16 protein-coding genes are annotated in these 17,529 nt (G+C 57.8%); 8 read left to right on the forward strand and 8 right to left on the reverse strand.

Annotated features, from left to right (window positions below; translation table 11 throughout):
* Positions 1-5 precede the first annotated feature (5 nt).
* Positions 6-527, reverse strand: a complete 522-nt coding sequence (locus QEH57_RS20685; protein WP_309008690.1) for a hypothetical protein — start codon at positions 525-527, stop codon at positions 6-8.
* Between the two features lie 113 nt (positions 528-640).
* Here QEH57_RS20685 and QEH57_RS20690 point away from each other — a divergent pair, with 113 nt between their 5' ends.
* From QEH57_RS20690 to QEH57_RS20710, 5 genes are all read left to right on the forward strand, one after another.
* Positions 641-1,408, forward strand: coding sequence for an amidohydrolase family protein (locus tag QEH57_RS20690; RefSeq protein WP_309008691.1), 768 nt, complete (start codon positions 641-643; stop codon positions 1,406-1,408).
* Positions 1,409-1,412: 4 nt separating this feature from the next.
* Positions 1,413-2,171: an amidohydrolase family protein gene (locus QEH57_RS20695; RefSeq protein ID WP_309008692.1), complete on the forward strand. Its 759-nt coding sequence runs from the start codon at positions 1,413-1,415 to the stop codon at positions 2,169-2,171.
* A gap of 135 nt (positions 2,172-2,306) precedes the next feature.
* Entirely contained in the window at positions 2,307-4,172 is a 1,866-nt protein-coding gene (locus QEH57_RS20700; RefSeq protein ID WP_309008693.1) for a sodium:solute symporter family protein, read from the forward strand.
* Positions 4,169-6,163 carry a heparinase II/III family protein gene (locus QEH57_RS20705; protein WP_309008694.1) on the forward strand — a complete coding sequence of 665 codons (1,995 nt, stop codon included), beginning with the start codon at positions 4,169-4,171 and terminating at the stop codon, positions 6,161-6,163. The genes QEH57_RS20700 and QEH57_RS20705 overlap by 4 nt, the downstream gene beginning before the upstream one ends.
* A gap of 10 nt (positions 6,164-6,173) precedes the next feature.
* Positions 6,174-7,400: an aminotransferase class III-fold pyridoxal phosphate-dependent enzyme gene (locus QEH57_RS20710; RefSeq protein WP_309008695.1), complete on the forward strand. Its 1,227-nt coding sequence runs from the start codon at positions 6,174-6,176 to the stop codon at positions 7,398-7,400.
* 11 nt (positions 7,401-7,411) lie between these two features.
* Here the strand turns inward: QEH57_RS20710 and QEH57_RS20715 are convergent, their stop codons facing one another.
* The 3 genes from QEH57_RS20715 to QEH57_RS20725 form a co-directional block, all read right to left on the reverse strand.
* The gene (locus tag QEH57_RS20715) at positions 7,412-8,476 is read right to left on the reverse strand and encodes a hypothetical protein (protein ID WP_309008696.1); all 1,065 of its coding nucleotides are present in this window, start codon (positions 8,474-8,476) and stop codon (positions 7,412-7,414) included.
* 12 nt (positions 8,477-8,488) lie between these two features.
* Positions 8,489-9,535 (reverse strand): NAD(P)-dependent oxidoreductase, encoded by a 1,047-nt coding sequence (locus QEH57_RS20720; RefSeq protein WP_309008697.1) that lies wholly within the window; start codon positions 9,533-9,535, stop codon positions 8,489-8,491.
* 75 nt (positions 9,536-9,610) lie between these two features.
* On the reverse strand, positions 9,611-10,387 hold the full coding sequence (locus tag QEH57_RS20725) for a sugar phosphate isomerase/epimerase family protein (RefSeq protein WP_309008698.1): 777 nt from the start codon (positions 10,385-10,387) through the stop codon (positions 9,611-9,613).
* A 161-nt stretch (positions 10,388-10,548) separates the two neighbouring features.
* On the opposite strand from QEH57_RS20725, the gene QEH57_RS20730 reads away from it, so the two are divergent.
* Entirely contained in the window at positions 10,549-11,424 is an 876-nt protein-coding gene (locus QEH57_RS20730) for a hypothetical protein (protein WP_309008699.1), read from the forward strand.
* Here QEH57_RS20730 and QEH57_RS20735 read toward each other — a convergent pair.
* Positions 11,421-12,362 carry an aldo/keto reductase gene (locus QEH57_RS20735; RefSeq protein ID WP_309008700.1) on the reverse strand — a complete coding sequence of 314 codons (942 nt, stop codon included), beginning with the start codon at positions 12,360-12,362 and terminating at the stop codon, positions 11,421-11,423. The two genes, QEH57_RS20730 and QEH57_RS20735, sit on opposite strands and share 4 nt — an antisense overlap.
* A gap of 22 nt (positions 12,363-12,384) precedes the next feature.
* Positions 12,385-12,810 (reverse strand): GreA/GreB family elongation factor, encoded by a 426-nt coding sequence (locus QEH57_RS20740; RefSeq protein ID WP_309008701.1) that lies wholly within the window; start codon positions 12,808-12,810, stop codon positions 12,385-12,387.
* Between the two features lie 854 nt (positions 12,811-13,664).
* Between QEH57_RS20740 and QEH57_RS20745 the strand changes: the two genes are divergently transcribed.
* Positions 13,665-14,567 (forward strand): LysR family transcriptional regulator, encoded by a 903-nt coding sequence (locus QEH57_RS20745; RefSeq protein WP_309008702.1) that lies wholly within the window; start codon positions 13,665-13,667, stop codon positions 14,565-14,567.
* Between the two features lie 57 nt (positions 14,568-14,624).
* Here QEH57_RS20745 and QEH57_RS20750 read toward each other — a convergent pair whose 3' ends face one another.
* Positions 14,625-14,978: a hypothetical protein gene (locus QEH57_RS20750; RefSeq protein ID WP_309008703.1), complete on the reverse strand. Its 354-nt coding sequence runs from the start codon at positions 14,976-14,978 to the stop codon at positions 14,625-14,627.
* Positions 14,979-15,052: 74 nt separating this feature from the next.
* The gene (locus QEH57_RS20755; protein ID WP_309008704.1) at positions 15,053-16,234 is read right to left on the reverse strand and encodes an aminotransferase class I/II-fold pyridoxal phosphate-dependent enzyme; all 1,182 of its coding nucleotides are present in this window, start codon (positions 16,232-16,234) and stop codon (positions 15,053-15,055) included.
* Positions 16,235-16,917: 683 nt separating this feature from the next.
* Between QEH57_RS20755 and raiA the strand changes: the two genes are divergently transcribed.
* Complete coding sequence (gene raiA, locus QEH57_RS20760; RefSeq protein ID WP_309008705.1) at positions 16,918-17,295, forward strand: ribosome-associated translation inhibitor RaiA; 378 nt, start codon at positions 16,918-16,920, stop codon at positions 17,293-17,295.
* Positions 17,296-17,529: the final 234 nt, after the last annotated feature.

Genomic DNA, 17,529 nt, shown 5'->3' on the forward strand with positions numbered 1-17,529 from the left:
CAGTATCAGTTCTCGCGGTTAAAGACATAAAGAACAGGACGGGGGCGGGAGGAGCGAAGCTCCATCACTATCAGTTGGTCTCCATCCGCCGATGGACGAAATTCCTTATGGGAGCGAACCGGAGTCGAACCTTGAGACGTATCCAAAACGTAGTGACACTCCAGGGCCAAGGTGCGTCCTTCGTCTACGAGGTCCGCATCCACCCGCATCGTGCCAGCCCCTCCGATGTAGGCGCCGATATGGCGGTTGCCCGTCCAAAGGGATACGGGAACCACATTGCTCGCCTTGCCCAAATCGAGCTCGTACACCTGAGCGCTCCGCCGCCGCCCCGTCGTATGGAGTTCCTCGATCGTAACTCGAGACCCATCGACCTCGATCTCCAGCTCGATGCTTCGCCAGGGGTCGAAGGCCGTGCTCAAATCCCTGTCGATCTTCCATTTTCCCGCAAGCTGCGGATTGGCCTCAGCCAGCGAAAGCGCAAACAAGGACAAGAAGCAGAAAATGGGGGCAATCTTCGCTTTCATCATACGCCACAGCATCGCCGATAAAAGCGCTGGCGCACACCTTGCCGGCGTTTTACGGTCAAACAGTCCAGCAGTGTCAAAGGCCAGGATGCTCTGGCAGGCTCCGATAAACTCGCATGAAAATCATCGACGTCCACGCCCACCCTGTCTTTTTCGGAAAGGGAAAAACCAAGCCGGAAACGGACAAACTGGTAGCCTACGCCAAGTCTCTCGGCATCGAAAAGATGGTCTGCCTGGGCGACGTCCTCGTGCATGGCCCCAATCCCTCCGCCGAGCAACTCGAGGCCATCAACACGCAAAGCGAGCAACTGCTGGCCTGGCACCCGGATTTCTTCATTCCCTTCTGCTACCTGAATCCCACCCTTGGAGAGAAATCGCTGCGAAGCGAGCTAGACCGCTGCCTCGCCGCCGGTTTCCAAGGCATCAAACTGGAGATCGCCAACAACGCCCGCGATCCGGTCATGGAGCCGCTCATGCGAGCAGCAGCGGAACACGACATCCCCGTGCTCCAACACACCTGGGACACCCTCGGCAAAGCCATGCGAAAAACGCACAGCGACCCCAGCGACACCTGCCTGCTCGCCCGCCGCTTTCCCGACACCAAGGTCATCATGGCCCATCTCTACGGATTCGGAGTCCGCGGCGTGCTGGAAGCCATAGGCTTGCCCAACCTCTATATAGATACGTCCAGTTGCTTGCCCTTTGCTGGGCTTATAGAATACGCCGTCGAAAAGCTGGGGCCGGATCGCATCCTCTACGGTTCCGACATCCCCATCCGCGAACTCGGGCAATGCATCGGACGGGTCACCGGTTCCGACATCAGCCCATCCGCCAAGGAAAAGATCCTGTATTCAAACGCCCATACGCTCTTCAAGCTCGCTTAGCCGCATGACCTTCATCGATAGCAACCTTTCCCTAGGACCCTGGCCCTTCGCTAGCCTTCCCAAGCGCAGCCCTGCCCAACTCGTCGCCCACCTGAAAAAGCACGACATCGGAAGCGGGCTCGTTTCGCAGCTCGAAACGCTCTTCCTGCCCGACCCCGACCCCGCCAACCAGGAACTCATCCGGGCCTGCAAAAAACAGCCCAAGCTCATCCCCGTCCCCGTTCTCAACCTGAGCCTGCCGAACTGGCGAGACCAGCTCGAAGGCTATCGCGAGCAAGCCGACATAAAAGCCGTCAAGCTGTATCCAAATTTCCATAACTATTCCCTCGAGTCAAAGGCCTGCAAGGAGCTAGTCCGATACCTGCAAGGCTCGAACATTCGCCTCGTCGTCAACGCTCGCATGCTGGACGAGCGCCACCAATACCACGGGCTTAAAGTGAGAGGCCTCACCGTCAAGCAGCTCTCAGCCTTCGCCAGCCGTTTCCCCGACTTCGAATTTCTCTGCACCGGACTTTTCCGTCCCGAGATTCTGGAGCTCGCCCCCCAGTGCCCGAACCTCTGCGTCGACCTTTCCTTCGCCGACTGGCACGACCTGATAAACGGCCTCCTGGAAGTGATGGCCCCGGAACGCCTCTTCTTCGGTTCCCACACTCCGCTCATGGTCACCCAAGCCAATACCTACAAGCTGCAAGCTTCCGACATCCCGGCCGCCCTCAAGACCCAAATTGGCAGCGGAAACGCCAACGCCTTCTTCGGCCTCTAACTCGTAGGCAACTTTGCCGAGACGGGCCTCCGGCTCCGCTTCCGAAGCCCTTCGATCGGTTTACCATAAAGCGGCGTGCCGGTCACGATTCGAGCCCCACTACCCTTATATGGTGACCTTCCTCATTGGATCACCATGCCTGAACTCCACTTTCTCAACGCGCTCGACTACACCATTCTGGGCGGATACATGGTCATGATCGTGGCCATCGGACTCTACGTCGCTCGCTTCAACAAGAAGACGACCGACTATTTCAAGGGCGGAGGACACATCCCTTGGCAGCTTTCCATGGTGTCGCTCTTCATCTCCGGCTTCTCCGCCTTCATGTTCGTAGGCGCCTCGGGCATCACCTACCAAAACGGCGGCGGAGCCATTCTGCTGTTCAGCCTCGCCCTACCGGCCTACCTCATCGGCTACTTCTTTTTCGCGGTGCTGTGGCGCCGCACCCGCCTCGACACCCCCTTGCAGTTCCTCACCCGGCGCTTCTCCCGCGAGACCACCTACTTCTACACCTTGCTCGCCGTCATCCCCAACACCCTGGTGCTGGGCATCATGATCTACACCCTTTGCATCTTCACCTCGACCGCACTGGGCATCAGCGAACAAGTCTTCGACCTTGGACTATTTACCATAAAAGGCTTCGAGCTCTCCATTCTGATCACAGGGGGCGTCATTGTGATCTACACCACGCTCGGGGGACTCTGGGCCGTCATGGTAACGGACGGGATCCAATTCCTGATCGTCCTGCTCGTCACCCTCATCATCACGCCCCTCTCCTATTCCTACATTGGAGACGGCAACCTCATCGAAGGCCTCAAACGAATGGCGAGCGACACCCCAGAAGGCTACTTCTCGATCAATCTCGAAGGAAAGCCGCTCCTATTCTGGCCCGTGTATTTCGTGTATATCGTTTTCGGATACAACGTGAACTGGCATATCGCCCAGCGCTACTATAGCGTGGCGGACGAGCGCGACACCCGAAAGATGGCCCTCTGGTGCGCCGGGCTGTCCTTCGTCCTGCCTATGCTTTGGATCCTGCCCATCTTCACTACGCCAATCATCTTCCCGGATATCGCCAGCCTCTGGCCGAGCCTCACCAACCCCGAGGAAGCGTCCTTCGTCACCCTGGCCTTGGCCGTGCTTCCCCATGGCATGCTGGGACTGCTCACCGCCGCCATCTTCGCGGCCACCATGAGCTCCACCGACACCCTTTTCAACTGGCTCGGCGCCGTGATCACCAAGGACGTCTACGTGCCGATATCCACTTCGCTCAAAGGCGATGCTCCAAGCGAGAAAACCCAGCTCTGGTTCGGCAAGGCCACGGTCGCCTGCCTGGGCGTCTTCTCCATCTTCGTCGCCTTCAATATCAAGCGCTTCGGGGGCGCCTTCGACGTCTACATGAAGGCGGAGTCCCTCTACAAGATCACCCTCTTCATTCCGGTCTTCTTTGGCCTGCTCTACACCAAGACGCCCTGGTGGTCGGCGATCGCTTCCGTTTCCGCCGGCGTGATCGGAGTCCTTGGAGTCGGCATCGCCGCGGCCATGGGCGCCGCGGATGGCTTTAGCGTGATGAACATTCTCTTCGCGGACCTCAACGTGGTTTGGCTCGGCTTCGAGCTATCGCGCTACGAACTCAACGCCATCGTCGGCATCCTTACCAGCGGCAGCGTATTCCTCGCTTCCGCCTTCTTCGACAAACGGGAAGGGGCCTTCAAAACCAGTATCGAGTCTTTGGAGACAGACTTGAAGACTCCAGCCCACGCCGCCGTCGACGCCAAGATCGGTTCCGAAGGCCTCATCGCCTATCGCCTCCTCGGCTACCTTTCCATACTGATCGGCGTCGTTCTCTTCCTCGTGACCTTTCTCACCATCGACCGCAACGGTTGGCTCAACTCCCTCGCAGGACTGATCGCAGCCGTCATCGGAATAACGATTCTCAAGGCAGTCCGCTCCTACGAGCGTCGCCACCTCGCTCCACCACCAGCACCCGTGCAACCATGACCCGACGCGACCTAATCCGCTACGCCAGCTCCAGCCTCCTCCTTGCCAGCTTGCCCAAGAGCCTAGCTGGTCGCACGACAACGCCCGCCGGAGGCAAAGCGCGACTCTTCTTCGACTTGGAGGAAATTCCGCAAATCAGGGCAAACGCCCGCTCCACCCTCCTAGCCCCGACCCTGCGACTGTGGAAGCAGCGCACGCCCGAGGACTTGGAGAGGGCCCTCGCCACTTTCGAATCCTCAGGCGACATCGTTCGACACTTCGCCACCATCCTCAATCTCCTGACCGAGATCTCCGTGGCCCAACTGATCGATCCGCAAGCCTCACGCCGCGACGCCCTCCTTTCCGGCATCCAGCGTCTGATCGGATACGAAAAGTGGGACTACTTCCTCGACGGCGACCAGCCCATCGGCATCCAACGAGCCTCCATGGCCACCGTTCGCATCCTCTTCGCCCGTGAGGTTCTGGATGCCGAAATCGACGCCGCCTTCGACAAAGAGATTCTCAAGGCCGTGGCCGACAAAGGCTGCCTCCCCTGCTATCGGGCCGTTTACGGTATGGACCATCCGGATACGGTGATCGGCTGGTCCTTCGACGAGAAGCACGAAGGTTTTTACGACCTTTCCATGGAACGTTGGCCCATGATACTAGGCGACAACAACCTGCGATCCGCCCCGAGCAGCGCCCTCGGCATCGGAGCCATCGCCTTGCTGGGACAAGATCCGCGGGCCGAGGAATGGCTCGCCACCGCGGAGGCTAGCTTCGACCGCGTACTCAGACTTTTCTCTTCCGATGGAAGCTACTTCGAAGGGCTCAGCTACGCGGGCTACACCTTGCGCACCGCCCTCAACTTCTTCGATGCCCACGCCCGCAACCTCGGCGACATCGACTGGATCAAGAAAGCCAACTTCGACGGCATGCTCGATTTCATCGCGACCATGCAAGCCGGACAAAACGAGGACGGAACTCCGGATATCGTCAACTTCAGCGATGCCCGCAACAGCGTCTATTCCTGCGTTCCGGCCTGGATCGGCAAGCGAACCGGCAATCCGCTGGGACAATTCGAGGCCGAAAAGCTCAGCCTGCCCATCTACTTTCTCGACTTCCTTTGGTACGAACCGGGAAAGCCATCCTCGCCGCCTCCCAAAGCCCTGGAAAACGTGCGCAACAACCTCGATTGGGTGCTCTGCCGCAGCGGCTGGGAGCCTCAGGACGCGGTGCTCGCTTTCCGGAGCGGCGGCCCCTGCAATCACGAACACGCCGACCGCAACCACATCACCTACAAGATCCATGACGAGCGCCTGCTGACCGATCTCTTCGGGGCCGCCTACGACAGGCGCCACTCGGGATGGGAAATGCGAAAGACCAAGGCCCACAACTCCGTTCTGGTAAACGGCATGGGCAACCACTACCACGACGGGGCGGAAGGAACCAACGACAGCAAGTCCTACGCAGCCATCACCCAATTCGAGGACCACGGCGATACGGTTTGGTGGACGAGCGACGCCTCCGCTGCCTACCTGATCGACAACGACCATATCACCAAGGTTTTACGCACCATCGTTTTCGCAAAGCCGGACATCATCGTAGTGCTGGACCAAGTACAGCTTCACCTCGGCGCCCAGCCAATGAGCCTGCGCTTCTTCCCCGACAACCGCGACGGCCTCGCCGAACTAAGTTTCGACAACGAGCAGTTCACGATCCGTCGTCCCCAAGCCACCTTGCACGGCTCCGTGCACTGCAAAACTGAAACCGCGATCGCCGCCTCGAGGCTGGACGTCACCCCCGAAACGGGAGACTTCCCCTTCATCGAGATCAGCAAGGCACCCGCCTTCTCGCATGAGATCGTAACCGTACTGCGAGCCGCTCCGACGGGCAAAAAGCCCCGCGCCGTGAATATCAAGCCAAGCCCGAACGGGTGGCAGGCAAGGGCAGGCCAGCTCAAAATCGACATCGACACGCGGCGCACCACACCTGCGATCTCGCTCCTGTGAACCGACTTTCATGAACCCATCCATCGACCTCTCCTCCATGAGCCCCCGCCACGCGGCTCACTATGCAAGCGCCCTCAAGCGCATTCCTTGGGCGACCCAAACCAACGCCAAGCGCTACGACGGCGAACTCGTTCCCTCGCGCCCACCTTTCCTGAAACGGGCTAAAGGATGCCGCGTTTGGGACCTGGACAACAAGGAATACATCGACTACAAGGCCTCCCTCGGCCCTATCATTCTCGGCTATCAGTATCCAGATGTTGACGACGCGGTATCAAGGCAGATGTTCGAAGGCGTGCTTTTCAGCATGGCCAGCCCACTCGAACTCGAAGCGGCGGAGGCGATTCTCAATACCTTAGGTTGGGCGGACAAAATACGTTTCATGAAAACCGGGGCCGACGTCTGCGCCTCCTGCCTGCGACTAGCCCGCAGCAAGACGAAGCGAAACCACTTCCTCTCAAGCGGCTACCACGGCTATCAAGATTGGTTCGCCCTTGCCTGGCCGAACAATGGTATCCCTCAAGATTTGAACGCCTACTCCCATGCAATCGAGTACGGAGATCTTCAAGCGGTTGACGACGTATTCGAGACCTGGGGACACGACCTAGCGGCAGTCATCGTCTCTCCGGTTGAATGGCACAAGGAACCGGACCCTGCCTTCCTCAAGAAGCTGCGCGAAAAATGCGACGCTTACGGTTCCGTTCTAATTTTCGACGAAGTCCTTACCGGTTTCCGACTCGCCAAAGGCGGAGCCCAGGAATTCTTCGGCGTTACTCCGGATCTCGCAGCGTATGCCAAAGGCATCGCAAACGGGTATCCGCTCTCCGCATACGCTGGCAAGGCAGACTTCATGAACGCCTTAGACCAGACCATAATCACTACCACCTACGCGGGAGAAACCCTCTCCCTCGCCGCCTCCAAGGCAACCATGCAGGTTTTTCAGCAAGAGCCGGTCTTCGAACACATCGCGAAACTCGGGCAAACGCTAAGGGATGGCTTCGATTCTATCTTCCAGGAATTCAGCTATCCGGCTCGCACCGTTGGACTCGCTCCTGCGGTCACCATCCGGTTCGAAGGCGACAGCGCCGCGCAAAGCGCCGCCCGCATCAAACTCTTCGACCAGCTCTACCAGCGCGGCATCTTTGCCAACAAGGAATGGTTCATCACCTACTCCCATCAAGAGAGCGACATCGCCGAGACCCTCGAAAAGCTTCGAGACTCCCTTAAAGCGATCCTCTAACGCTAAGCTGCCTAACTGAGCCAACGATCGATGTTTTCCTTAACGAAAGCATCGTCGTTGAGGCTTGGATACGCCGCGTAAACCCGATCCAAGGCTTCCATCTGTCCGGGCGAAAGCTCCTCATGCGGATTCAGGCACCATCGCCCTTCCAGCAAGCCTTGACGGCGTAGGACTTCATGAATGCCGGGGATGCACCCAGCGAAGCCATTGGCGACGTCGAAGATCGCGGCGTTGGCATCGGTGAGCTGGTGAGCGCGGGTCAGCAAGTCTCCTGACAAAGCTCCGCCTTGCATGGCTTTGACCGCTTCGAGATCCCGGACGGCTTGATGCGTCCAAACCGCCCACTGCCCCAGCAACCCGCCGCGAATACGTAGCGGTTCCTCTCCCTCCGAAAAGCGGAACTCGCTCGCTAGATCCACGATGATGTTGTCGTCATTGCCCGTGTAGAGAGCGATTTCCTCCGCTCGCCCTGAATCTCGCACAGCTCGGATGACGTTCAAGGTTTCGTAGCGGTTGAAGGGGGCCATCTTGATCCCCACTAGGTTCTCGACCTCCGCTGCTTTACGCCAAAACGCATAGTCGAGAGGAATCCCTCCGACCGAAGGCTGTAGGTAAAAGCCAAATACGGGAATGACTTCCGACACTGCCCTCAAGTGATCGACCAGCTCCTCGCAAGTCGACCCTTTCATGGCCGCTAGGCTCACAAGCCCGATGTCGTAGCCCAGCTCCGAGGCGATCCCGGCCTCGTCTACCGCTTGAGCAGTCTTTCCAGCGATACCAGCCACCCGAACTAGGTCTCGCGGCGTTTCGCGCTCGCAGGCATCCATCGCGGAAGCCGCCAGCTCGAGCACGGGACGATACAGTCCATACTGCGGCTCGCGAATCTCGAACTGAGTGGTATGCACTCCCACCGCGATTCCCCCCGCTCCCGACTCGCTGTAGTAGCGAGTCAGGGCTACCTGACGCCGTTCGTCCAGCTTTCGGGAGCTATTCAAGGCCAAGGGATGGGCCGGTATAACGATCCCTTCCATCAATCGCTGACGGAGGGAATTCACGCGAGTCTCTGCTCTGCTCATGTATTCAAATTTCTAGAATTTACCATCTCGCTTCTCGAATCCAGTCGGCTTCCCGTAGGTTCCGCCTCCTGAAGTCAGCCAAGCCGCCACCCAGTCGATCATGGTATCTACCTCGACCGAAGGCTCTCCAAACAAGCGATGGGACCGGGCTGCATTGCTGAGCCAGGCCGTTTCGCCTTCTTCGCCGTCGATCTTAACCGGACGGCCAAACTTTTTTCCGAACTCCTCCGCCAGCTCCCTCACGCTCAAAATATCGGCGCCCGTTATATTGAGCGGGATCGCTGGCGCTTGGGCCAGGGCCAAGGATTGAACGATTTGGCAAAGGGCATCGTTCTGCCAAATGAAGTTAACGAACCCTGTGGATACGTCGACCGCTTCCCCGCGCAGCACCTTGGAGGCGATGTCGACCAGAACTCCGTATCGAAACTCCACCGCGTAATTCAGGCGGATCAGTACAACCGGCGTGTCGTAGCGTTGCGAGGCGGCTTCGAAGCAGGCCTCCCGCTGCAGGCAGGATTGCGCGTATTCACCCACTGGATTCGTCGGCGACCCTTCGTGGGAGCCACCGGAGCCTGGCGTGACGAAGGAATATACGCAGCCTGTGGAGAATGCGACGATGCGAGCGTTGCGATACCGATACGCCAAACGTTCCGCCAGCACGACATTCGTTTCATGCAACAGGTCGGGGCGGTCGGCGGTACCGAACTTGGCTCCCACTAAATAGAAGACCGTGGGCGCCTCCGGCAGCGATTTCACGAAAGCCTCGTCCCGCAGGTCTCCCGCCACCGTTTCGATTCCGTGCTGCTCGTATTCGGTTTTCGACTTCAGGTTGCCGAATCGCGACACAGCGATTACCCGGTTGGCTTGACCGAGTTCGTCCACCGCGAACTTCAGCATCAGGCTCAGGTGCAGGCCCATTTTTCCTCCTGCCCCTAAGACGACGATATCGCCTTCCAAGTTGCGGAGCGCGTCACACACTGCCTCGTTGGGCCGAGAGAGAAATAAGTCGATTTCGGCGGGCGAGACAGGCAATTCAGGGGTTGCTTCAGGAAATGCCATAAGGGGAATTTTCAAGGATCCGGATGCAGTCCCGCAACCTTGCCCTCGGTTTACAGAAAACTCTGCGGAGCGTCCCTAGCCCTTGGCCCATTTCCGCAAGGTTTCCGCGTCCTTGCGAAAGTTTTCGACCGAATGGTCCTTCACGTGCTCGATACTGATCCATCGCTCGCGACCATCGGACCGCAAAATCTCCAGATACTCCGACCAAACCTGCTCCCCCTCGCTCAACAACAAGGAGTGCGGCCACCCTTCTTTGGCGAAGTGGTTGCAATGCACGTTGCCAATCTTGGCAAGGAGCTGTCCTAAGCCCCGCAACCGGTAGTCCTGCTCCACCGACAGGTACGGCTGCCACAGGGTGAAAACGTTCTCGTGCCCAACCTCCTCCAGGAAGCGAGCCGTCGACTCGTTCGAGTCGGTCAAGGTATTGTCGTGGAACTCGAGGCCAACCGCGACTCCGCGACGCTGGGACTGCTCGCCGATTTCGCGGCAACGCTCGACGATGCGCTGCCGATGTTCGCCAGCAATCTCCTTCGACCCCAACGTTCCCGCCCAAACCCGAATGCTTGGAGCCCCCAGTTCGCAGGCCGTATCCAACACCGCATTCCACGAAGGTTCATCCTCCGCCCAACGCGAAACGCACCCGTCGAAGCGATAGTAGGAACCGTAGCAGGATACCGCCAGGCCCGCCGCCTCTGTCAGCAGACGCACTTCTCTCGCTCGGGCCAGGTGTCCGTGCGGGACATGCACATCGCCGCCCCACTCGATTCCTTCGAGTCCCGCCTCGGCGACTAGCCGCACCAGCTCCTCTACGTCTAAGTCCCTAAAAGTGATGGATACTAAACCTGTTTTCATTTCGAAATCCGCTCGAGCTAGCCATTCAAGGGCCGGCCCCGTAGCGACCACCACTTACGGAGGCGCTTCGACCCAGTGACGAGTTTTTCCAAGGCTTACGATAAACCGGAGACCGACGGGACAGTCCGCCTTCTTCACAGCACTCTACTCCGTACAATACGATGAGTATCCCCAATACCAACGATCGCTCTCTGCGCCCGCCAGCCCTGAAGCTCTTCCTGAACAGCGGCACCCTGAGAGACTTGCCGGAAGACTGCCCGCTCGCCGGGTTAAGCGTCCCGCAACAATACGAGGCGATCCGGACCGCTGCCTTCGTTGGCCTGCAAGATGGGGATAAGAGCGCCTGCTCCCAGCTGGGACTCGAACGCTGCGGCAGCGGCAGGATCAACCAGCCGTCGGAACTCGAAGCTCTCGTCGAAAGCCACCTGAGCGAAGGCTTGCTCGCTACCACCTTGCACGTCGGCTGGGGTAACGAAAGCGATGCCGAAATCGATCGCTTGCTTTCCAAGATCATCGAAACCGCCAGCGCCTACCGCTATCCACTCTACTTGGAAACGCACCGGGCCACCATCACCCAAGACAATTGGCGCACCGTACAGTTCACCAAACGTTTTCCTGACATTCGCTTCAACGGCGACTTTTCACATTGGTACACCGGGCACGAAATGGTCTACGGCGATTGGGAGGAAAAGCTCTCCTTCATCCAGCCCGTGCTGGAACGGGTGCGCTTCCTGCACGGCAGGATCGCAAGCCCCGGATCCATACAAGCTCCACTGACGAGGTATCCGGAACCAGACTACGTTGAACATTTTCGCCAACTATGGCGGCTTTGTTTCGAAGGCTTCCTCAAAACGGCCCAGCCCGGCGACACCCTTATCTTTGCCCCCGAGCTCCTGCCTCCCTCCATCTACTACGCACAGACTTACGCCGACGCTGCCGGGAATATGCGGGAACACTCCGACCGCTGGACCGACGCTCTCGCTCTCGCAAAAATCGCCGAGGAGGAATTCGAGAACGCCCGAAAAAACACCGCCTAAATCCGCAGCGTTTGCCAGTCCGCTTCCTCCAGGGGCTCTTCGCCATCACCGCTCAGGACGAACTCTTCCGCTCGCGGACAATGGGGCGGAAGGGCGCACTGCAAGTAGGCGTCTTCGATACTAGCCAGCGCCTCTGGGGCGAACTCAACGCGAGCCGCTTCGATGGCCGCGAGCAATTGCGACTTCACCTTGGGGCTGAATTGCACCGAACAGATGCTCTCCCTCGAAAACAGCCACGCCATTCCCACCTGGAAAGAGGTCCTGCCAAAGACCCTGCGGGCCGCGCTGAACAGCGGCTCGTAGCCGTCCGTGAACGGCCAACGAACCACGAGCGAAACGCGATGTTCCTTCGACAATTCCTCCAGGCAACAGCGAGTAAACGGTCCGTCCAAGTGAGCGGACTCAAGCCGCATGCGCGAAGGTTGCGCTCCCCTTCCCAACCACTCCGCGATGCGCCAGCACGGAAATCCGATCGAACCCACGTGACGCAAGAGTCCACGATCCGACAAGCGCTCCATCACCGACATAACCTCATAGGTCGGAAAAAAGCCATTCGACCAGTCCAAAAGGGCGATGTCCAGGTAGCCAACCCCTAGCCGCTTGGCGGCAAGCTCTACCTGCTGCCGCATCGAGTATTCCAGTTCCAGTCCGCTGGCTCCTTCGGGACAACGTATTCTCGTACTCAATACAAGTTCATCCCTTAGGTTTGGATTTCCCCTCAGCCATTCGCCCACCAGCGATTCGGACTTATCGGGATTGCACTCCAAGGAAGGCAGATAGGCGTGAGAAGTGGTTTGAATGAAATTCCCCCCTTGCTCCAGGTAGGTATCCAGCACCTCGAACGCGGACGACCGATCGCTTAGATAGCCAATCCTTCCCGTTCCTAGGCAAAGATTCGAAACGCGCAGATTCGTTCTTCCGTATTGATTCTTCTTCATAAGGCGCCGATATTTTGCCTGCCTAAACCAGGCTGTAGGGACCGTGAACCGATGCTTTCTTCGATTCTCGCGTTACGCGAACCACCCGTAACCGCCTCAAGCCTCCCGGCGTATTCCAAACGAAGTCCTCGCCTGCCCGCACGCCCAGCAAAGCCACCCCCAAAGGGGCAAGGATAGAGACGCGATTCAAGTCGGGATTCGCTCGGCTCGGCAAACTCAGCTCGTAGGTCTCCACTTCGCCTAAGTCCAAGTCCTCGAGCTCGACCTTGCTATTCAGGCCAACCGAATCGGAAGGCACCTGAGAATCGCCCAAGACGATCGCTCGCGAAAGCTCTTCTTTCAGCTTCAAAGCGGACCCTTGCGGGAATTTTATCGAGCGCAGCAATAAGGTAATCACTTGATGGTCCTCGGTCGATAAGTACAAACTTGGGTTTTCTTTCATTTTCATATTCTGAATTTAGTTATCGCTGTTCCTGCCTCCTCATCCGGAAGCTCTTGTTTTCATATTAATAAATCCTGACCGATCGCTTCTTTGAGCGTGTTCCCAAACATTATAAAAGCCACCGGACCCCTAGATCCGGTGACTCCTTATTCCACTAGCGGGACAACCAGATGACCATGACAGCACCTGTATCTGGCTCCTCTCGCCCTTTCTAGTTTGCTAACAGCGCTCCAATAACGCTGTACGCGGAAAGTCTTCTCCCAGGTTCGGTTTCGAGTGAACCAAGGCTAATTGCAACGAAGGCAACTCCAGCATCGCGCTTCGTCCAAGAACATCACCCCAAACCAGGAGGCAGCGAGGCTGACCGACGACGCGCCTAAGCGCTGCTCGCCACCGTTTACCCACAGTTCCCCTCAACTTAGAACGATTCAAATAATACAAAATAAACATAATTCACTCTTGGCCTTTTAGGCACACTTACCCCCTTAAACTGCAAACACAGTTATACAGTCCCCCGAATGGGATTCTATAAACGACAAAGTTGGTCATCCTCGGCCTAAGCAGGCAAGACGACAAGCAGGTCCACCTTCACGAATTAAAATTCATCGAAGGCGTATTTATTATCATAACAGGAAGCGGTACCCGCCCGCGACGCCTCCCGCCGATCGAGCCACCAAGGCGTTTTCTACACAGCGAATCCAATTCGCTTGCTGCAAATCAGCCTCAATCAAATTTTCGCTATAACCAATGTTACAAATCGTTTTCATTCCTGACGCCGCTCATAATACCCGAGACTCTATCCTTTGTCTATTACTATAAATGAGTTGTTATCTTAGTTTTAAGTTATACGTTCCTTCAGCATGGACTTCCTGAACTATCATCACCTCCGCTACTTCTGGACCGTTGCCAAGACGGGGAGCATTCGAAAATCCGCAGAAGAGCTCGGCGTGTCCCAACCGTCCATCAGCGCCCAAATTCGCTTGCTCGAGGAATCCATCGGGGAAAAGCTTTTCCACCGCAGCGGACGCAATCTCGTATTGAGCGAAGCGGGCCAGGTCGCCCTGACCTATGCCGACGAAATCTTCTCGCTGGGACGCGAGCTGACCAACGCGGTGGGCAACGATTCCTCCAGCCGATCCCTGCGACTGAACGTCGGCATGACCGACTCGCTCTCCAAGCTGATCGCCTTCGAGTGCTTGAAGCCAGCCTACCATTTTCCGCGCTCCACCCAGATCGTCGCCAGGCAGGGCGAGCTGTCCGTCTTGATAAATCAACTACAGGCCCACCGCTTGGACCTGGTCCTTGCGGACGAACCTGCGACAAGCATCCACAAAGCGAAAACCTACAACCACCGACTTGGACGCTCGGGCGTAACCTTCTGCGCTGTCCCCGCCCTTGCCCGCAAGCTCGCCCGCAATTTCCCGCAATCCCTGCACGAGGCCCCCGCCTTGCTGCCCAGCGAAAACATGGGCATGAGATGGGCCCTCGAGACCTGGTTCGACAAACAGGAGATTCGCCCCCGGATCGTAGGAGAATTCGAGGACTCCACCCTCATGGAAGTCGCTGCGGCCGGCGGTCTCGGCTTCACCACCGTCCATACCGTAGTCGATCAAGCGGCCCTCAAGCACTACGGCCTAAAAGTCATCGAAAAGGTGGAGGAATGCGGAAGCGACTTCTACGCCATCACGGGCGAACGCCGCGTCAAGAATCCCGTCGCCGCCAAGATCACTGAACACGCTTTCTCGCAGCTCTTTACCAACTGATCCCTCCAGAGAGTGCCCCATTCGGGAGTCGCTAATTGAAGGCGTCGCCTCGCCGAACTAGGACTCTCCTTCCGCGTCGCTAAGCTCGCGCTCGTGGGATTGGGAGCCGTTCACTTCAAGCTCCAGGGCTTGAATTCCCGCTACCGTTTTCGACAGCAAAGGGCTAGGCCCGTAAATCCAGCTTGCCATCGATACCACCAGCAACTGCTTCGAAACGCGCTTCTTCCAGGCTATGCCTCCGGAGCGTACCGTTTTTAAGATTTGAGGTAGCTCCACCGCCAGCAGTCCTCGCAGGCTAATAGGCAACCAAGATTCCTTTGCCAACGAGCTCTCGAGCTCCTCAACGCGCTGAGCAATTCGCTTCCCCAGCAAATTTTCTTTCCCCGCAAAATACCATCTCTTCGTATTCATTTTTCCTTCCCCTTGCTCAACGGCCCAGCGCCGGCTTCTACTTCAAGCAATCGCTCCTTTCCTCCTTTAAAATCCTATTCCCCCAAGGCCCGCTCCAAATCCTCCAGCAAATCCTCGATCGCCTCGGTTCCTACTGAGAGGCGGATCAAGCCTTCGGCGATCCCGGCAGCCTGACGCTCCTCGACGCTTAAACCCCGGTGGCTCGACATGGCTGGCCGCGTCGCCAAACTTTCCATACCGCCAAGGCTCACCGCATGAGTGATCAATTCCATACGATCCAAAAAGCGCTCCGCCGCCGGACCGCCTCCTTTTAGCTCAAAGGCGAGAAAGCCGCTCCCGCCCTCCATCTGCTGCTTGAAGATCTCGCCCTGCCTGCTCCCACCCAAGCCCGGGTAATAAACTTTGGATACAGCTTTCTGCTGCCCTAACCACTCCGCTACGAGTCGCCCGTTTCGATTGTGAGCCTCCATGCGCAAGGCGAAGCTACGCATTCCGCGCAGTACCAACCAGGCCTCCATCGCGTTCACGGTTCCGCCTAAATTCTTATGTATCCGACGGTCCTGAGCCGTCAGCTTCTCACGCTTCACCAAGCAGCCCCCTACGACATCCGAGTGTCCGTTGAGGTATTTGGTAGTCGATTGCACCACCCAGTCCGCCCCGAAGGAAAAGGGCTTTTGGTTGAAAGGCGTGGCCACCGTATTGTCCACGATCACCGCCGCGCCGTTGCCATGAGCCGCATCGACCGTCGACTTCAAGTCGATCAAGCGCATCAAAGGGTTCGAAGGGGTCTCCAGCAAAACCGCCCCCGCTTGCCACACCGCCTTCAACCACCGAGCCTCGTCGCTGGGATCCACAATCTCTACCGGCAAGCCATAGACTTCCCTTAATATAGAAAGCAGCTCGTGACTCCCCCCATAAAGGTCCGGGTGGGTAACCAAGCTGCCCTTGCGTCCGGCCATAGCTATCGTCACCGCGCAGAGCGTCGCTGCGTTTCCGGAGCTCGTCACTAGGGCGCCGGAGCCTCCTTCCAGCTCTTGCACTGCGTCGGCCAGCTTCTGCACCGTGGGGTTTCCGAAGCGCGTGTAGGCGTAACCCGGCGTCTCTCCGGCAAAGATAGCCTCCGCTTCCGCCGCCGTCCCTAGGTTGAACACCGTACTCTGGGCGATGGCAGGTACGAACGGTTCGTTACCGGTCGGACGTCCGCCCAAGTGGGCGCATTGCGTTTGCATGCGGGTCGAGTTCTCCTTGCTGCTCATCTGTCGCCTAAGCTTGACCACGCTCGCTCCTTTGCCAAGGTTTATATCGCATTACGCTATTTAATTAAGAGAATGAATCTCCACCTTTACTCGGCCCTGGCCGCGCCCCCTACCTAAGCGACCGTGCGGGCAAGTTGAGATTTGGCCAAAGCGTTCCACTCTCTGCATTCAGAAACCGGCAACGGTCGTAGCCTTAGCAAGCGCGCGCAGGTAGCCGGAGCGCGCCTCCAACGCCCTTTCCCTATATTTCATCATTATATATTGTTTTTAGGGGAACAATTTGCGCAGGCCTTGACTAAGATCTTAGCGAAACGCTATATAAGAATGCCATGAGTCCAATGAGAGCAGAAAACCGACGCGTCTTTGCCGAAGGCCAAAACGCCCCGCTCATCTACCTCGACTAGGCCGGTAGCCCTATCGGCGGTTGCACAGCCGCGCAGAGAAGAGGCACGGAGGCTACCGGACACGCCAAACATCGCCTACGCCGCTTGCCCATTTAGCGAGTGGGCCCTGTTTTCAGCCTACACAACCGGCATATCAAGAGCGCCGCAGCGCCACGCAGCCGTACCTGGCTATGCCCAGTCGCGTCTACTGCATTCCATGTGGGCGCACCCCTTGGCGGGAGGCGATCGTCGCCTCGCCTAGAACGACAATCAACAGCCCTAATACGCAATAACTTAAAAATGAATAGAATTATAATAAGCTGTAACCACTTCGAAATCACCGACTCCGTAAAAACCTTCGTAAACTCAAAATTCAGTCGCCTGTTCCACCACTACGATGACGTGATCCGCATTCGAGTGGAACTCGACCTCGACTCGGGAAACGCTGCCGATAAGCGATTCCAGACCCGCACCATCACCGAACTGCGGGGACCTGACATCGTGGCCAGCGCCGAATCCGAAAACGCATACGCGGCTCTCGACGCCGCATTCGAGAAGACCGAGCGCCAACTGCGGCATCGCGTAAGGCTCGCTCGCTACAAACGGGAACGCGTCATCCATCGCATGAGGCGCACAGCTCGCTTGCCGCGGGCCCTGCGTCAGCTCGCCAAAGCATAGCGCCACCAACCCGCAAGGGCGCCAGGCCAAACCCTGCAGGAGCGAAACCAACAGGAGCGACCCATCACAGTCGCTCCTTTTTCGTGCCAACCCGTTACCGGCCTGCTTCGCTTTCGCCTTTTGAAGTCACCTGCGCGTTTAGCGCAGTTGACATGCCCCCTTCGTTCGTCATCAAAACCTGAGTTACGGGAACCCGACAAATACTTTGAGCGCACTTTGGCAGTTAATCATAGC

It is taken from the genome of Pelagicoccus sp. SDUM812005 (genome assembly GCF_031127875.1).
Classification (GTDB): domain Bacteria; phylum Verrucomicrobiota; class Verrucomicrobiia; order Opitutales; family Opitutaceae; genus Pelagicoccus.